This window comes from Paenibacillus validus NBRC 15382 (assembly GCF_004000985.1).
Lineage (GTDB): Bacteria > Bacillota > Bacilli > Paenibacillales > NBRC-103111 > Paenibacillus_G > Paenibacillus_G validus.
Window position 1 is genome coordinate 58197 of record NZ_BIMH01000013.1, and the last position, 14463, is coordinate 72659.

Genomic DNA, 14463 nt, shown 5'->3' on the forward strand with positions numbered 1-14463 from the left:
TCCCAGGGGGATCAAGTAAGAACAATTTGAATATTATTCAGGCTTGTTACCGGCTTTCGGATCTGGAACAAAGTCGGTTTTATAGTCCGTATACTTCAATTCTGTCACCATGCCGGCCGATGCATGATGCAGGTCGTGGCAGTGGAACATCCAGTTGCCTTCATTGTCTGCTTCAAACGCTACGACGTATTCTTCACCCGGTTTCAGATTCAACGTATCTTTAATGACTGGCGAACCCTCCAAAGGTTTGCCGTTTTTGCTTAGCACCTGGAAGAAGTGGCCGTGCAGGTGCATCGGATGGTCGTCGGTCTTGGAGTTGTTCACGAGACGAACTTTGACTGTATCACCTTTTTTGACTTTAATCGGTTCGGTTTCCGGGAATGTTTTTCCGTTGATGGTATAAACCATATCGCCATTTTTCATTTCCGTATTCAGATTCATCGTGTATTCCATCGTGTACTTCTGATCAAGGGTAAAGTTCATTTTTCCGGCTTGACCATAACGGGTTAGATCGACAACCGGTAGTTTTTCTTTGTCGTTCGGTTTATCCGAACCTGCGGCAACCCCTTCATAAGCGATTACGGCTTTCATCCCTGCAACGGCCTTGTTTTCGCCATGATCTTCAATCAGCCACTGACCGGGATTGTTGGCTTCAAATTCAATATCGTAACGTTCCCCTGGTGCAATCGTGACGACACTATCTTTGAGTATACCCGGATTGTGAATCGGCTGGCCATCCGATGCAGTAATTTTAAACTCATGTCCGTGAAGGTGGATTTGATGAGACAGGTAACCGGCATTAATGAGCCGTATTCGTACTTTTTCCCCTTGTTTTACGGGCAGTTTGTCCACGAGCGATCCGGATTTGCCGTTAACCGTGAACAAATCGTACATGCTCATATCATGTCCCATATTCATTTGACTATGATCCATCGAATTGCTGCCTTTGTTATTCGAATTCCCCATATTCATTTTGCTGTGGTCCATGTTGGACATATCCATTTTAGACATGTTGCCGCCGGACATATTCATATCAGACATGCTCATGCCGGTACTCATCCATTCATCCAGGACGAGCGTATAGTCGCGGTCTACTTTGGTTCCATCTTTCGGTTCCACGATAAACGAACCGTACAATCCTCGGTCTAGCTGGTTTACGCTGTCTTGGTGGGAATGATACCAGTATGTTCCAGGTACGTCCGCTTTAAATGTATAAGTGAACGATTGTCCGGGTTGAACCGCGTTTTGTGTAACGCCCGGAATACCGTCCATCGCATTCGGAACCGGAACCCCGTGCCAATGAATAGTCACCGGTTCAGGCAATTCATTTTTAAGGTTGATTTTCACGGTTTCCCCTTGTTTTACACGAAGCTCCGGACCAGGAACGGAATTGTTGAACGTCCAGACCGGCAGCGTTATTCCCGGTGCAAGTTCTTGATTGCTCGTTTTTGCTGTAAGTGTAAACTCTTTACCGGTTAACGTTGCGACTTTCACTGTGGTGCTAGTATTCGTATTCGTTGGTTGTTGGGCCGCCGATTTATCATCCATGTTCATTTTTGAATGATCCATGCCGCCCATCGAACCACCGCTGGAGTTGAAGCATCCCGTCAATAAAACGGCAATGGCGCCAACAACAGCTGCGCTTTTCAATTTCCAACCGGTTTTCATGGTTATCCCCCATTCTTTTTTTATTTTGTACTGTGGTCTCTTCATTTCGATCATAAAGCAAAAATGTGTAGAACTTGTGAGCACGGACAAGAAAGTTTCGTTATGTTGACAGCGACAATTTTTGTATACTACAATTTGTAGTGTAAGGGTGTGAAGAAAATGAAAATTAAAAAATTCAATATGCATGAATCCGGGTTGAATCATTTTTTCGGACCGCTTGAAGCGCGTATTATGGAGATCGTTTGGGCTTCTGAAAGTATTACGATCAAGGAAATGCAATCCATTTTAAACCAGGAAAATCCCATCTCTTTCAATGCTGTAATGACCGTCATGAGCCGCTTGCAGGAAAAGGGGCTTCTGAAGAGAACAACGACCGGCAAAGGAAGAAATCGGGTTACATCTTTTGAAGCTGTACTGTCCAAAGAACAATTTCTCGCGGAACAAACAAAAGCCGTCACTCACGGACTTATTGAGGAATTCGGAGGACTTGTTGTCAATCATATGATCGATGCCTTGGACGATGTCGATCCGGAACTGATTTCCAAGCTTGAACGGAAAATAAACGAAATGAAAAGCAGGAAACAGTCATGAAACCCGAAACGAAAGTCAAGTGGGTTTACGCCGTGATGCTTCTGTTCGGGTTCCTTATGCTATTGCAAATGGGGATGTATGTAGCCCATCAAATCTGGAACATACCGCTTCGATGGAATATTATTCAATACTGCGTAACCGCAATCGGCGAAAAATCGTCAGGACATGTTTGGGTGAAGCTGGTATTCAACTTGGTTATCGTCTACACTGTGGGCAAAATAGCTTGGCGCATCGGAAAGCAGTGGGTTTTAACCCGTAAATGGCTGTGCAGATTTCGCGAGGCACAACATCAAAAATTAACAAAGCGGTTGAATAAGAAATATCGTCATTGGAATACCGAGTTTATCGTTATTGAGGATCATGCTTTTCTCGCTCTCGCTCTGGGAGTGTGGAAACCGAAAATCATTGTATCCTCGGCGCTGTTCGACTTGTTTGATGAACGCGAAGTTCGGGCCATTCTGCTGCACGAGTGGTACCATTGCCGTAACCGCGACAATCTGAAGTTCTTCCTTTCGACGTTAATGGTCGATGCATTTGGGTACTTACCCATCGTGAAATCGACCGCCCAATATTATCAGACATGGAAAGAACTGCTGGCTGACCGTTTCGCGGTGAAACAAATGGGAACCGAGATTGACCTCGGTAACGTACTGTTGACATTGGCGAATCACACAAAAATGGTTCAATACCGCGCGGCGGGTGTCTATTTTGCGAATACCGCGATCAATTATCGGATTCAGCAGCTATTGGAACCGCAAAAAACAGTTGAAGTCCCGCTGACACTATACCGACCATTGTTTTTATCTTCTTTGACGTTATTTTTGATGAGCAGTCTACTGTTTGGCGGGTGTTCATAAGCCCGCCTTTTTCTTAAACAAAAACACTACAATTCGTAGTATAAATGAGAGGGTTGCTATGAATGCTGCTGATTTAACGGTATGGATCGCGTTCGGTGCAGGCTTTTTATCATTCATTTCACCTTGTTGTCTTCCCCTTTACCCTTCGTATTTATCATATATCACGGGGGTTTCGGTTAAAGATTTGCAGGAGGGCAAAGGGCTGCTTCAAAAGCAGGCATTTTTGCACACCTTGTTCTTTATCATCGGATTTTCGATCATCTTTTTCGCCTTGGGACTATCGGCCAGCTTCGTAGGGAATTTGTTTTCCGGCAATCGGGATGTGATCCGGCAATTGGGGGCCATTATGGTCGTTGTCATGGGACTGATCATGCTCGGTGTGTTTAAACCTAAATTATTGCTCAAAAATGCGCGGTTTGAATGGAAACGGAAACCGTTTGGATATTTGGGTTCCATCTTGGTGGGCGTCACTTATGCGGCTGGATGGACGCCATGTGTCGGACCCATTTTGGCTGCCGTTCTGGCGTTAGGAGTAAGCAATCCCGGCCAGGCGGTGGTATATACTTTTGCCTATACCGTCGGATTCTCTCTTCCATTTTTTGCTATGGCCTTTTTTATCGGAAAGCTGCGTTGGATATTGAAATATTCGAACGGATTCATGAAAGCCGGCGGAGCTTTGATGATATTGACGGGGATTTTGCTGTATACGGATAAAATGACGCAAATTACGATCTATCTGATCAAGCTTTACGGTGGATTTACCGGATTCTAAGGGGGAATGAGAATGTATTCGTTTTTCAGCAAAATCAGTTCCTTCTTAAGCGAACCGTTCTTAGGTGCAGCACATTCGAATATTGCTTTTTTGGCCGCGCTGTTTCTTGGATTTGTCGGTTCAGTGGCGCCCTGCCAGATCTCGGCGAATGTCGCCGCGATCGTGTATTTTGGCAACCGTCAGGCACAAGCCAAGCTTTCCTGGTCGGAAACGGTTATGTATCTTTTAGGGAAAATCGTGCTATTCAGCTTATTTGGCGTATTGTTCTGGTTTTTCGGACAGCAAATTTCCCGCGACTTTATTCCGCTATTCGCATCTGCGAGGAAACTGTTAGGACCATTGCTGGTCGTCATCGGCTTATTTTTGCTTGGGCGGGTGCGACTTCCTTTTCAGTTGGGTGCTCGTTTTTCCTCGTTTATGCGAAACATTGCCGATCGGGTAGGGGGTAAAGGCGGTGCATTTTTGATGGGGATTGCATTTTCGGTCGGCTTTTGTCCGACCATGTTCGTCTTGTTCTTCGGTTCACTCATGCCTCTCGCTATGCAAACTTCATATGGCGGTATTTTACCCCCCGTTTTTGCGATAGGGACAGCCATGCCGTTCCTGCTACTTGCCGCGCTCACCGTAGGTTTCGGCTTTGATCGTATCATGGTGAAACGGGCCAAACGTTGGGGGATTCGGATTCAAAAAATAGCCGGTGTATTGTTTGTCATTTTAGGCGTAAGCGACACATGGACGTATTGGACATTCTGAAGAATGGAGGGAGGGTCATGAAAAAGCAATGGTTGGTGCTTGCAGCCATTATCGTTCTTGCAATTGTTGCCCTCTTTCAAACTTCGCCTGCCAATCGCGAGGAGCTGCCTAAAAAAGGGTATAGAGCGCCGCAGTTTGCATTGCCGGCTCTGGATGGTCAAACGTATACGCTGAAAAAATTGGACGGCAAGCCTGTCGTTCTGAATTTCTGGGCATCCTGGTGCGGGCCGTGCCGGATCGAAGCTCCGGAATTGGTACGGCTTTATGAAAAATATAGAGGAAAGATCGAAATTTATGCGATTAATGTGACTGCCAGCGATTCGGTTGAAGGAGCCAGGGCTTTCGCAGATGAATACGGTTTTTCGTTTCCCGTCCTGCTGGACGATAAAGGAGAAGTTTCGCAAAAATACGGCATTCAGCCGATCCCGACGACGTTTTTTGTGGGTGGGGATGGTGTGATTGTCGATCAAGTGATCGGACTTGTTGACCCACAGTCGATGGAAGCTAAATTCAAAAAACTGTTGCCATAAGGTTTGCTTACCGAACTCATCGACAAAAAAAGTGTGGAGGGAGATACGTTGCCGGACATCTTGCAGTTGGGTCCTTTTATGATCAGGATGGATTGGGTCGTGCTGGCGGTTTCCGGATTCGCAGGATATGCCGCCATGCAATGGAAATGGAAGCGGTCCGATATACATGATCGACCCTTTCTCGAACCTTTGGTGAACGCTCTGCTTATCATATTTTTCGTTTGGAAAATGAGTCCGATCTTACTTTCACCGTCTCTCTTACGGGAGCACCCGTTATTATGGCTGACGGTACCCGGAACCGATATCGGATGGTGGTTTGGGCTTGCCGTTGCTGCATTGTATTTGTACCGAAGTTGGAGGAAAATCGGCGTGCCATGGCGGTTGGTTGGGGATATGTTATCAGTTGGGGGTGTTGTCGCGGTTTTGGTACACAACCTGCTCAGCTGGCAGTATGGAATGCCCACTTCGCTTCCATGGGGGATTTCGATTGAAAATCCTGAGTTTAAGTACCATCCCGTCAATATATATCGCTTGATCATCACCTTGCCAATGTTGCTATGGTTATGGCGGAATGCTCTTCTCATGGGCACGGGAAAGTGGCTGTTAAACACACTGACGTATTACGGTATGGGATTGATGGTGGTGACGTTCTTTGATACAAAAACAGAGTTTATTTTCAGTTTCTCAGGGGAACAAACCGTATATCTTTTGATGATGTTGTTGGGAGTTGGATTATCCGTCTTCTTAAGAAAGGAAAGCCGACAAGCGACGCAAGTGAAAAAAGAGGAAAGGGAGGAGAAGCAGAATGATGCCGCAGGGATATTACCTTCTGATACGCGAAATGTTGCTTCTGACCCGATCGGACCTGAGAAATCGCGCGAAGAAGAAAGGAGACTGCTTCAAAACAATTCGTCCGGGAGGAGGTGGTCAAATGGACTGGGCTTGGTTGCTGGCACTCGCTTGTCCCCTCATGATGCTGATCATGATGAAGGGAATGCACGGGAACAAAGGAAACCGGAGTGAGCATGGAAACGCTGAGATGGACGCACTAAGAAAACAGAATGCGGAACTGAGTCGTCAATTGAACGAACTCAAAAACAAACAAAGTTATTAATGGTTTCAGGGGGGACGTGATCCCTCCTTTTGTATCGGGATTCATGTCACAATGAACGAATTCTCGATCCCGTTATGGATGGGGCGATAGCCAGAAGGAATCGTTTGATGAAAATACATGGCATCAACGATTTACTCCATGGGGGTTAAGAGAATCTGGTCGAAAGTAAATAATGAAAAAGCGCTCGACTTTCCCGTTATGGAGAGTTGAGCCTTTTTTATTGGATTTAAAAAAGTTCTATATGAAATAGAACCTTCGCGGAAAAAGGTTCTATAAAAAGTTCCAACTTATCCCATTATGAGGCGGGAAGTACAATGTAATTGCAAAGGCACTCACCGGTGAGCCTGTTGTCAAAAAGAAGATAAAGGATGGATGACAGGTGAAAGATGACCAAAACGGGAAAAAGGATGATAGGAAGAAAAAGCGGACGCCATACGGAAAAGTGGAAAGATGGTTGACGAAATATCCGTCCTGGAAAACGCGAATCGAAACGCTGAAGGCTCAACTCGAGCATATTCCAGGACTGACTCAGCGATTGGACCTTGTGCCGATTTACGGAAAAGGGCAGCCCAATGAAAGCATACCGAATGAGATCATACGTCGGTTCCAGATCAGGGAAAAGGAGCTTCCGCGATTGGAACTGCGGGTGAAGCTCATCGATATTGCCTACTCCGGGTTGCGTGCCGAGGAAAAGGAGTTCGTCAGGCTCAAATATTTTGAGGAAGTTTTGAACCCTTCGATCATGGCGGAACTCAGCTGGTCGCCCCGGACGTTTTATCGCAGGCGAATTGAAGTTCTGGATAAAATATACGATTCGTTGGGATGTGAAGATGCTCACTACTGGTTTGAGGGAGTGGAGAATGAGTCCGCGGCGGATTGGTGTTAGCTTTATAAAGCTTGAAACTGAAAAATGAAGACTGAACTCGGGCCGAATGGGCCCCTTTTTGTTGAACTATAGGGAGTAATGATTGTTTGTGACCGAAGAGTCTGTCAAGAATTTTGTGTAAACTCGGTTATGCCAAAGTTTGGTGCCGGACTTGACATGGAGCCTCCAGCGGGCATGACTTTTCGCGATTGGGCGATACTGGAAAGTCGGTATCGCGTGGCTAACCAGCCTATCATGCCCGCCTCTCCATGTAAAGTCCTTTAGCGGACATGTACGCGGTCAGGGAAGTGCACCGTGAGTTGCAGCAAGATTTGTCCCCAGTTTTGAACACGACCTGTCCACTTGCGAAGAACGTCCATTGTCGCAAGATACAGCATCTTGAGCAGCGATTCATCGTTCGGAAAAATACTTTTTCCTTTTGTGACTTTACGAAGCTGGCGGTGGTAGCTTTCAATCATATTCGTCGTGTAGATTAATTTACGCAGTTCTGGCGAGTATTTAAAAAACGTTGCGAGTTCATCCCAATTGTTTCGCCATGAACGTATGATCAGTGGATATTGCTTGCCCCAAACCGCCTCAAATTGTTCCAATTCCTGCAAAGCAGCTTCCTCCGTTGGAGCGGTATAAATCGGGCGTAGCGCGGCAGTAACCTTCTTCAAATCTTTGTAGGATACGTATTTGATTGAATTGCGGATTTGATGGATGATACACTTCTGAATCTCTGTCTGCGGGTAGCATGCGGCAATGGCATCGCTAAATCCTTTCAGATTATCGACGCAGATGATGAGAATGTCTTGGACGCCGCGATTCCTCAGATCGGTTAGAACACTCAGCCAGAACTTCGCGGACTCGTTCTCGCCAATCCAAATGCCTAGTACATCCTTGTAACCCTCTAAATCAATGCCTACGACCATGTAAGCGGCTTTGTTGATAATTTGCCCGTCCTGCTTCACTTTGAAGTGAATGGCGTCCATGAAGACGACGGAATAGACATTTTGTAAAGGGCGATTCTGCCATTCTTTGATAAGCGGCATAATTTTAGCCGTTACATTGGAAATGAGTGTTGGGGAGACGTCGATGCCGTACAACTGGTTTAGATGATCCTGGATATCTCTTGTGCTCATTCCTTTGGAGTACATGGATATGATCTGATCCTCGATGCCGGTGACCTGTGTCTGATGCTTCTTGACAACCATCGGTTCAAATTCGCCGAGTCGATCACGTGGGACTTCAATTTCGACCTCACCATACTCCGACGTTACTGTTTTCTTGCTATGTCCGTTGCGGCTATTGCGAGTCTCCTTATTCTTTATATCATGCTTGGCGTAGCCGAGTTCCGTTTCCAGTTCGGCTTCCAACATTTCCTGAAGTGTCTCCGCAAAGAGTTCCTTCAACGTTTTCTGTACGTCTTCGACGGTTTTCAAGTTATTGTCTTTGATGAATTGGCGCAGTTGATCTTTTGGTAGTAATTTCATGATGTGTTCTCCCTCAACCTTTCGTTAATCTCCATTGTAATAGATTTAGGTTTGAGAGTTTACACAAAATATTTTACAGTCCCTGACCGAAGGAAAAACTCAGAACAGTCGGAAAGATTATAAAAATTCAAAAGGATTCTAAGACTTGACTAAATCTGAAGACTATTTAAATAACCTTTTAAGAAAATTTGCGATACCTTTATTATCTTTCGCTCTACGTTTATTTTCTTCTCTTCTAACTTTATTAATCTGTTCATCAGACCATGTTTCAGCCCAAACTATCATATCTTCCTTGTTTTGTTGATGATCCTATAGGATCTAGAACAGTCCATAAAAATAGTAAACAATAGCGTAAACAACAAATTACGGAAGCTGTCTTTTAAGATGGCCTCGGGCCATTTATAGATTTTCCGATAAAGCTTAAAAGGATGAATGCACATATGAATCACGGTCAACATCATTACGCAGAGCTGAGCTCTATTTTTTATCCCCATGATATTACAGGAGCAGATAAAGATTTAGTTGGTGATAATTCGAAGACGACCTGTCTCTTTTGTGGACAGAGTCGTCCGAATGTCACTTTTAAAAAAGATGCTCATGTTATACCAGCTGGGTTAGGAAATAGAACGTTATTCTATCTGAACGAGTGTGATACTTGTAATACCCGATTCAGTTATTATGAAAATGAACTGGTTAACTTTCTAACCTTCGATAGAATATTTATTAGTGCTCAGAAACGACCTGGGTCCGGCGCTCCAAAATATAAGCAAAAAGGTAAGCAATCAGCGTTAGAAATGAATAGCGGTAAGCTCAACATTGCTATTCTTGAGCAAGAAGGCATTTTTAATGTTGCAGAAAAAGAAGGACAAAACATTATTACTTTCAAAATAAATAATCCCCCTCCCTATAGACCTGAAGACATATGTAAGTGCTTAACTCATATGGGTTGGGCGCTTTTAGAAGATGAAGATAAGACGTTGGTTTCCTATGTACCAAATTGGTTGCTAGGGAAAATCGACATCTATCCGCTTTATTTAGATACAGCATTTGTTCCAGGTAATGGTTTTGCTAATGTTATACTGGAGGTACTAAAGACCACTCATGCTGATTCGATAAACTACCCTTATTTGATACGTTTTACTTACGGAACGAAAATCATTTCTTTTTATTTGCCAGCTTCACCGGACATCAAGTGCGCACCTCTTCTCTATTCTTACTGCCCCCATATTCCTGAGAATGCAGCAGTGAGTCCAACTACATGGACAATCCCGTCCAATGAAAGGATAAAACCAGATGACATTACCTATACATGGAGCTATCGAGATAAAGACCCAAGAACAGACATTAAAGTGTAGACTTCAATTAAAATAAAAGAGAAGGCATGAAAAGATTCTTACGGATCAATATAAAGCGATAGAGTTGATTGTCCGGGCTGGAAAAACTTAATTCGCCAAGCAGAAATTTGGGGGAAGAAAAATGGGGACCAATTTGAGTGACATTAAAGAAGAATACTGGAAACTCCTGAACTTAGCCGCCGACGCAGATGCGGTCGAAAAACGGCGTCGTGGCTTTAATTTCGAGCGCATGCTGAATAAGCTATTTACCATTGAACAACTCGAACCGCGCACAGGTTACAGGCCGGCGGGCGAACAGATTGATGGCTCCATCTATCTTGACGGACGTACATATCTCCTGGAAGCCAAATGGCACGCAGATCCACTACCGGCATCGACTCTCTATCAGTTCAAGGGTAAGGTTGAAGGAAAGTTGTCTGGTACTATTGGAATATTTATTTCGATGTCAGGATACGCAGAGGACGCCGTTGATGCGCTTGTCCTTGGCAAGGCGCTGAACATCATTTTGTTCGACGGTCGTGACATGGACGCAGCGATCAACCGTGGATTGGGATTCACAAATGTTCTCAAACTCAAGCTCCGGAAAGCTGCTGAGGAAGGAGCTATTTATTTCCCCTCAGAAGGCGAACTCGTCACCGCCGAACGGAAGCAGGTCGTCGAAATCGACCAGCTTCATTACGACCCGACAACGGGCGGAGTCTTGGCTACGCATCCAGTTGAAGCCGCTGAGGCAGATCTTTTAATCGTGTGTGAAGGTAATACAGTTAGTGATTGCTACGCTGTCTGAGAGGATCCTGGGTAATGCCGGTTCCAATCGATCGATCAAAATTATGGTCGCCATGGGGAAGATCACAATTTCGCGTGTAGCAAACGCACTTTGGAAAACGTTCTATTCTGCCTCTAAGGTCCTGATAGTGGTCGATGGTGACGGTGACCCCACCGCTACAAAAGATATGTTGGTGAAAGGCCTTGAATTTAACGAATGGATTTCTGTCATTCCCAATCCTTCTATTGAAGTCTGGCTTGACCTTGATGTTGATCAACTCCGGAAATGGGGCGCTAAGAATCGCATTGAGCAATCCCGATTAGCTGCAAATAAGCTAGACATTGAGGAACTAGTGAAGCGAGACGAGGAGTTCGCTCGGTTTCAAAACGCAATTCTAGGATTAAGTGTCGCTGGTCAATGAGTGGCGGAAATGAACAAGCCGAGCTGCAGCAATCACAATTTTTCGTTTTTTTTTTGCGAGATAAAGTTACTTGAAGCAATTATGTGTCTCAGGTATGCGGCGACAGTTTAGTTAATAAACTTCACGGATGAAGTCCGAAAGGCGAAGGCGTTGTTAGAGAACATACCGAACGACCGACAGCAGTTGGGGGCGATGCAACTCGTTGTGGAACATTATGGGCTACAAGATGAAATAGCTGCCTCGAGGCAATGGTTATTCTCGAATTTCTGATCTGCGAATTCGCGTAGAGTATGCCACGAGCGTAATCCAAGGGTTGATAGAGAACGGTGACCTTCAATCGACCCTCTAGCTTATTGACTTCCTTCAGGAAGAAAGGAGCGTGTGGAGATTCGGAAGGGGATGTGCCGTTGTTACTTATCGGACAAGAACGTGTCGGCAGCGGTCGACGCTTATTTGATCGGATGAATTTCGATGGCCGTAACCCGTTGCGGGCCTAAACGGCCTTAGTCTGTAGAGGGCATTTCGGGGGAAGTGGACTCAGTAGACAACCACGCACTGGCCAAATCCGTACGTTCTGGATTTCACGAACCCTCACTGACTTTAGGGGCGCCAGCTCCGTGTCCGACAAACCACTTAACCTAAATGAAAATGGTTATTTAAAAATATGTGGAGAATGTTCCCAGCTTAACAACTCATTTCGCTAACGGGTACGTCAGATCAATGATTTTAAACAACTTTATCTCTGACCCGACCTGTATCATAGGTCGGGTTTAATGCATTTTTGGAAACCATAAACAACAACTTTATTAAAGAACATGGATACGAATACGTTACTCCAGTCCTGCTCCGGCTGATTAAATAAGGTACGGGTTTCCTCACCACCCATTAATCCGAGAAAGGAAGGATAAACTCGGTCACTCTATTGTTCACAGACGGGTCCCGGTCAGCGCCCCTGTCATTCAATCGGGATTGAAGTTGCTGCAAATGGGCAAGGGATCGCGGTGGTGTGGCTACCAACATTTCTTCAAACCACTGCGCCGGCAGAGTCTCATCATCTACAAAGTGTGCGCTGGAAAACACCTTATATTGTAAAATCGGTGCCCGTACAATGGATTCCAAAACTCCCTCTTCACTATCAAGATCAAATAACTTATAGGTTCCCTCGGTGGTCAAGCCTCCAAAGATTAACTGAAAGGAGTTCTGCTCATTCCTTAACAGTTCCCGATTTGTTTCTAACCACTGATTAAGCCTAGAATTACGAATAATACCGATCCTCGAAAAGACGGTACTTAGAAACGCTGTTGCATCCATTATGGCTATTGCCGTGTCCGCGGCGCCTGTGATCGAATAGAACCCATTGATCCCTACCGAAAATATTTTTACAGTGTCCTCGTCAAGAACCTGTCCACAGCTACCGTCAGGGGTAAGCCTAGTCACTCGGCGGTCTGCTGTGACCGATAAGAATAAATCTGTCATGACGGCCGAGATAAAAGTCATTTGGAGCTCCCACCTTTTCTTAGTGCCGCTCTTGTTTAAATTCTACGAGTTCCAGCCAACCAGTAAAATCCGGAACTTGATCGGGATGTCGCCACCAGGCATCTGTAACATTCGTCTCTGCCCGCCCGCAGAATAACGCATAGTTCATCTTTCCGGTCAGGCTGCTCTTGTAACGCACCCCATCATAACCGAGTTTCCGGATGTATTCACACAGAATCTGGGTCGGCACATACTCGATTGGGGCCTCCTTGGTTGAAATCGGCCGTGAAACCTCCTCAATAAAATTTTCTACAAAGTGAGAGGCCCAGTTATAGTCATGGTCGTAATTAGGGTCGAAGACACTTCGCACTCCGAGTACCACCTTGTGACTAAGGTCCACGATGGTAAGGTCCAGTTTAGTCCGAAATTTCCCCTGCAGCACCCTGTCCCTTCGCTTCACACGAACTTCCTCCAAGCACGTAGCAATATCCTCCGCTCCGTAAAAGTAGGATATGCCGGATGGATTCATCCGGAGTGGGATCGCCTTATTCCGCGGAGGGGGCCCGCACTCCAAGTGCCGGGTCGCTTTTAACACTCTTCCGTCCCCTGGCTTCATGATCCGTGCACGCCATATGTCCGTGCCCTGAGGCAGCGTCGTAGCCATCCCTCGAATAATCGGTAGGAAACGTGCTAATGCGGATTCCCGGTATGGGGCAGCGCCCATATCGAAGTACCGGCAGATATGCTTCACATAATAAGTAAAATCGGACCAGGAAAGGGTTAGTGGATTATCGTCTCCGGATACAAAGAAAGCATCCTTGAGAACGATGGGAGCGTCACCACCCTCCCATTCGTCATCTGCCCCCTGGGCGATGTCTCTATAGGACGGACCGCTTTCTTTAAACAGGTCACCCAATATCTCCCCAATTTTACCCTTGTTATCCAACTCTTCCGAAAATATCTCTTCCTCAAAGATTAGAACATCCTCAATGGTCGTGGAAATGGATCGCAAGGCATGAAAGGGGACATCATCCCGAGTCGCATTAGTATAGCCGAGCGCAAGCCTCTCTCGAATGAAGTCACCGACATCCCCAACGTCGGCGACCCAGACCTGTTTATTCCCTTTCATGTTACAGTAATCACATTCCCCCTTTTTACGAGCTTTCCGAATGGTAGCCTGGATAAAATCGTTGGTGAAACAGTGCACGCAACATACCTTCGACATAAGGCCCCCCCTTCTTCCATAAATTGTTGGCGTGAGTTCTCAGCTTTATACGGCCTCTGATTTCTTTTCCAGTAGGGTACTGAAGACGATATATATCTTTACGAAAGAGTCTGTTTAACAAGTCACTAATAAGAATTTTATGTATATTTAAAAGACTGGCAGTTCTTTATCCTTCCGCAATCGCTCTTTCAATGACCTTGGACGTTATGGTAAGACTTGGCGTGTCAACGATAGGCTGTGATTCACCTTCAAGGCGCCGAATCATTTCTTCGATTTCCGGTTTATGCTTTCGGCACCGTTCCACATGGTATTCATCGTCCGCGGGGCAATACTCCAAAACGCCGCGCAGAATCCTAGCTTGTGTCGTCAGCTTCCGAAAGAATTTTCATAAACCGTTCCCAATACATTGATTAGGTTCAATATCCAGCCCGTAGTACATAGGGTAGAATTCGGTATGACTTATTTATGAAAAGCCAACAAGATATCCGCCATCAACGCCAACATACCAATTAACAACCCGCATAACATCAAAGTTGGATAACAAGCTCTTCGCCCCATTTAACCGTTTAACTAA

The 14463-nt window shown here is 45.5% G+C and carries 15 protein-coding genes; 11 read left to right on the forward strand and 4 right to left on the reverse strand.

Going from position 1 to position 14463, the window contains the following annotated elements:
- Positions 1 to 33: 33 nt before the first annotated feature.
- Positions 34 to 1668 carry a multicopper oxidase family protein gene (locus PVA01S_RS11415; protein WP_062494059.1) on the reverse strand — a complete coding sequence of 545 codons (1635 nt, stop codon included), beginning with the start codon at positions 1666 to 1668 and terminating at the stop codon, positions 34 to 36.
- Positions 1669 to 1827: 159 nt separating this feature from the next.
- Between PVA01S_RS11415 and PVA01S_RS11420 the strand changes: the two genes are divergently transcribed.
- The 8 genes from PVA01S_RS11420 (at position 1828) to PVA01S_RS11455 (ending at position 7171) form a co-directional block, all read left to right on the forward strand.
- On the forward strand, positions 1828 to 2259 hold the full coding sequence (locus PVA01S_RS11420) for a BlaI/MecI/CopY family transcriptional regulator (protein ID WP_019007641.1): 432 nt from the start codon (positions 1828 to 1830) through the stop codon (positions 2257 to 2259).
- On the forward strand, positions 2256 to 3116 hold the full coding sequence (locus PVA01S_RS11425; RefSeq protein ID WP_019007642.1) for a M56 family metallopeptidase: 861 nt from the start codon (positions 2256 to 2258) through the stop codon (positions 3114 to 3116). Before PVA01S_RS11420 ends, PVA01S_RS11425 begins: the two co-directional genes overlap by 4 nt.
- A 58-nt stretch (positions 3117 to 3174) precedes the next feature.
- Positions 3175 to 3888 (forward strand): cytochrome c biogenesis CcdA family protein, encoded by a 714-nt coding sequence (locus PVA01S_RS11430; protein WP_026298444.1) that lies wholly within the window; start codon positions 3175 to 3177, stop codon positions 3886 to 3888.
- 12 nt (positions 3889 to 3900) lie between these two features.
- Complete coding sequence (locus PVA01S_RS11435) at positions 3901 to 4641, forward strand: urease accessory protein UreH domain-containing protein (RefSeq protein ID WP_019007644.1); 741 nt, start codon at positions 3901 to 3903, stop codon at positions 4639 to 4641.
- Between the two features lie 17 nt (positions 4642 to 4658).
- Entirely contained in the window at positions 4659 to 5171 is a 513-nt protein-coding gene (locus PVA01S_RS11440; RefSeq protein WP_019007645.1) for a TlpA family protein disulfide reductase, read from the forward strand.
- Positions 5172 to 5219: 48 nt separating this feature from the next.
- The gene (locus PVA01S_RS27230) at positions 5220 to 6194 is read left to right on the forward strand and encodes a hypothetical protein (RefSeq protein ID WP_062494055.1); all 975 of its coding nucleotides are present in this window, start codon (positions 5220 to 5222) and stop codon (positions 6192 to 6194) included.
- Complete coding sequence (locus PVA01S_RS11445) at positions 6145 to 6285, forward strand: hypothetical protein (RefSeq protein ID WP_244932940.1); 141 nt, start codon at positions 6145 to 6147, stop codon at positions 6283 to 6285. The genes PVA01S_RS27230 and PVA01S_RS11445 overlap by 50 nt, the downstream gene beginning before the upstream one ends.
- Positions 6286 to 6664: 379 nt before the next feature.
- Complete coding sequence (locus PVA01S_RS11455; protein WP_127607659.1) at positions 6665 to 7171, forward strand: hypothetical protein; 507 nt, start codon at positions 6665 to 6667, stop codon at positions 7169 to 7171.
- A gap of 260 nt (positions 7172 to 7431) precedes the next feature.
- On the opposite strand, the gene PVA01S_RS11460 is transcribed toward PVA01S_RS11455, so the two are convergent.
- On the reverse strand, positions 7432 to 8646 hold the full coding sequence (locus PVA01S_RS11460; RefSeq protein ID WP_127607660.1) for an IS256 family transposase: 1215 nt from the start codon (positions 8644 to 8646) through the stop codon (positions 7432 to 7434).
- Positions 8647 to 9086: 440 nt separating this feature from the next.
- Here PVA01S_RS11460 and PVA01S_RS11465 point away from each other — a divergent pair, with 440 nt between their 5' ends.
- From PVA01S_RS11465 to PVA01S_RS27010, 3 genes are all read left to right on the forward strand, one after another.
- Positions 9087 to 10001: an HNH endonuclease gene (locus tag PVA01S_RS11465; RefSeq protein ID WP_164751802.1), complete on the forward strand. Its 915-nt coding sequence runs from the start codon at positions 9087 to 9089 to the stop codon at positions 9999 to 10001.
- A 121-nt stretch (positions 10002 to 10122) separates the two neighbouring features.
- A complete protein-coding gene (locus tag PVA01S_RS27005) occupies positions 10123 to 10788 on the forward strand; it encodes a restriction endonuclease (RefSeq protein WP_218029636.1) in 666 nt (221 codons plus the stop codon).
- Positions 10769 to 11188, forward strand: coding sequence for a hypothetical protein (locus tag PVA01S_RS27010; RefSeq protein ID WP_218029637.1), 420 nt, complete (start codon positions 10769 to 10771; stop codon positions 11186 to 11188). Before PVA01S_RS27005 ends, PVA01S_RS27010 begins: the two co-directional genes overlap by 20 nt.
- 885 nt (positions 11189 to 12073) lie before the next feature.
- On the opposite strand, the gene PVA01S_RS11475 is transcribed toward PVA01S_RS27010, so the two are convergent.
- The gene (locus PVA01S_RS11475; protein WP_027093155.1) at positions 12074 to 12685 is read right to left on the reverse strand and encodes a hypothetical protein; all 612 of its coding nucleotides are present in this window, start codon (positions 12683 to 12685) and stop codon (positions 12074 to 12076) included.
- A gap of 19 nt (positions 12686 to 12704) precedes the next feature.
- On the reverse strand, positions 12705 to 13889 hold the full coding sequence (locus PVA01S_RS11480; protein ID WP_027093154.1) for an RES family NAD+ phosphorylase: 1185 nt from the start codon (positions 13887 to 13889) through the stop codon (positions 12705 to 12707).
- Positions 13890 to 14463 lie beyond the last annotated feature (574 nt).

Excerpts from the sequence above, each read along its gene's own strand:
- PVA01S_RS11415 (WP_062494059.1), bottom strand. The coding sequence starts at position 1,668 with ATGAAAACCGGTTGGAAATTGAAAAGCGCAGCTGTTGTTGGCGCCATT.
- PVA01S_RS11420 (WP_019007641.1), top strand. The coding sequence starts at position 1,828 with ATGAAAATTAAAAAATTCAATATGCATGAATCCGGGTTGAATCATTTT.
- PVA01S_RS11425 (WP_019007642.1), top strand. The coding sequence starts at position 2,256 with ATGAAACCCGAAACGAAAGTCAAGTGGGTTTACGCCGTGATGCTTCTG.
- PVA01S_RS11430 (WP_026298444.1), top strand. The coding sequence starts at position 3,175 with ATGAATGCTGCTGATTTAACGGTATGGATCGCGTTCGGTGCAGGCTTT.
- PVA01S_RS11435 (WP_019007644.1), top strand. The coding sequence starts at position 3,901 with ATGTATTCGTTTTTCAGCAAAATCAGTTCCTTCTTAAGCGAACCGTTC.
- PVA01S_RS11440 (WP_019007645.1), top strand. The coding sequence starts at position 4,659 with ATGAAAAAGCAATGGTTGGTGCTTGCAGCCATTATCGTTCTTGCAATT.
- PVA01S_RS11445 (WP_244932940.1), top strand. The coding sequence starts at position 6,145 with ATGCTGATCATGATGAAGGGAATGCACGGGAACAAAGGAAACCGGAGT.
- PVA01S_RS11460 (WP_127607660.1), bottom strand. The coding sequence starts at position 8,646 with ATGAAATTACTACCAAAAGATCAACTGCGCCAATTCATCAAAGACAAT.
- PVA01S_RS11465 (WP_164751802.1), top strand. The coding sequence starts at position 9,087 with ATGAATCACGGTCAACATCATTACGCAGAGCTGAGCTCTATTTTTTAT.
- PVA01S_RS27005 (WP_218029636.1), top strand. The coding sequence starts at position 10,123 with ATGGGGACCAATTTGAGTGACATTAAAGAAGAATACTGGAAACTCCTG.
- PVA01S_RS11475 (WP_027093155.1), bottom strand. The coding sequence starts at position 12,685 with ATGACTTTTATCTCGGCCGTCATGACAGATTTATTCTTATCGGTCACA.
- PVA01S_RS11480 (WP_027093154.1), bottom strand. The coding sequence starts at position 13,889 with ATGTCGAAGGTATGTTGCGTGCACTGTTTCACCAACGATTTTATCCAG.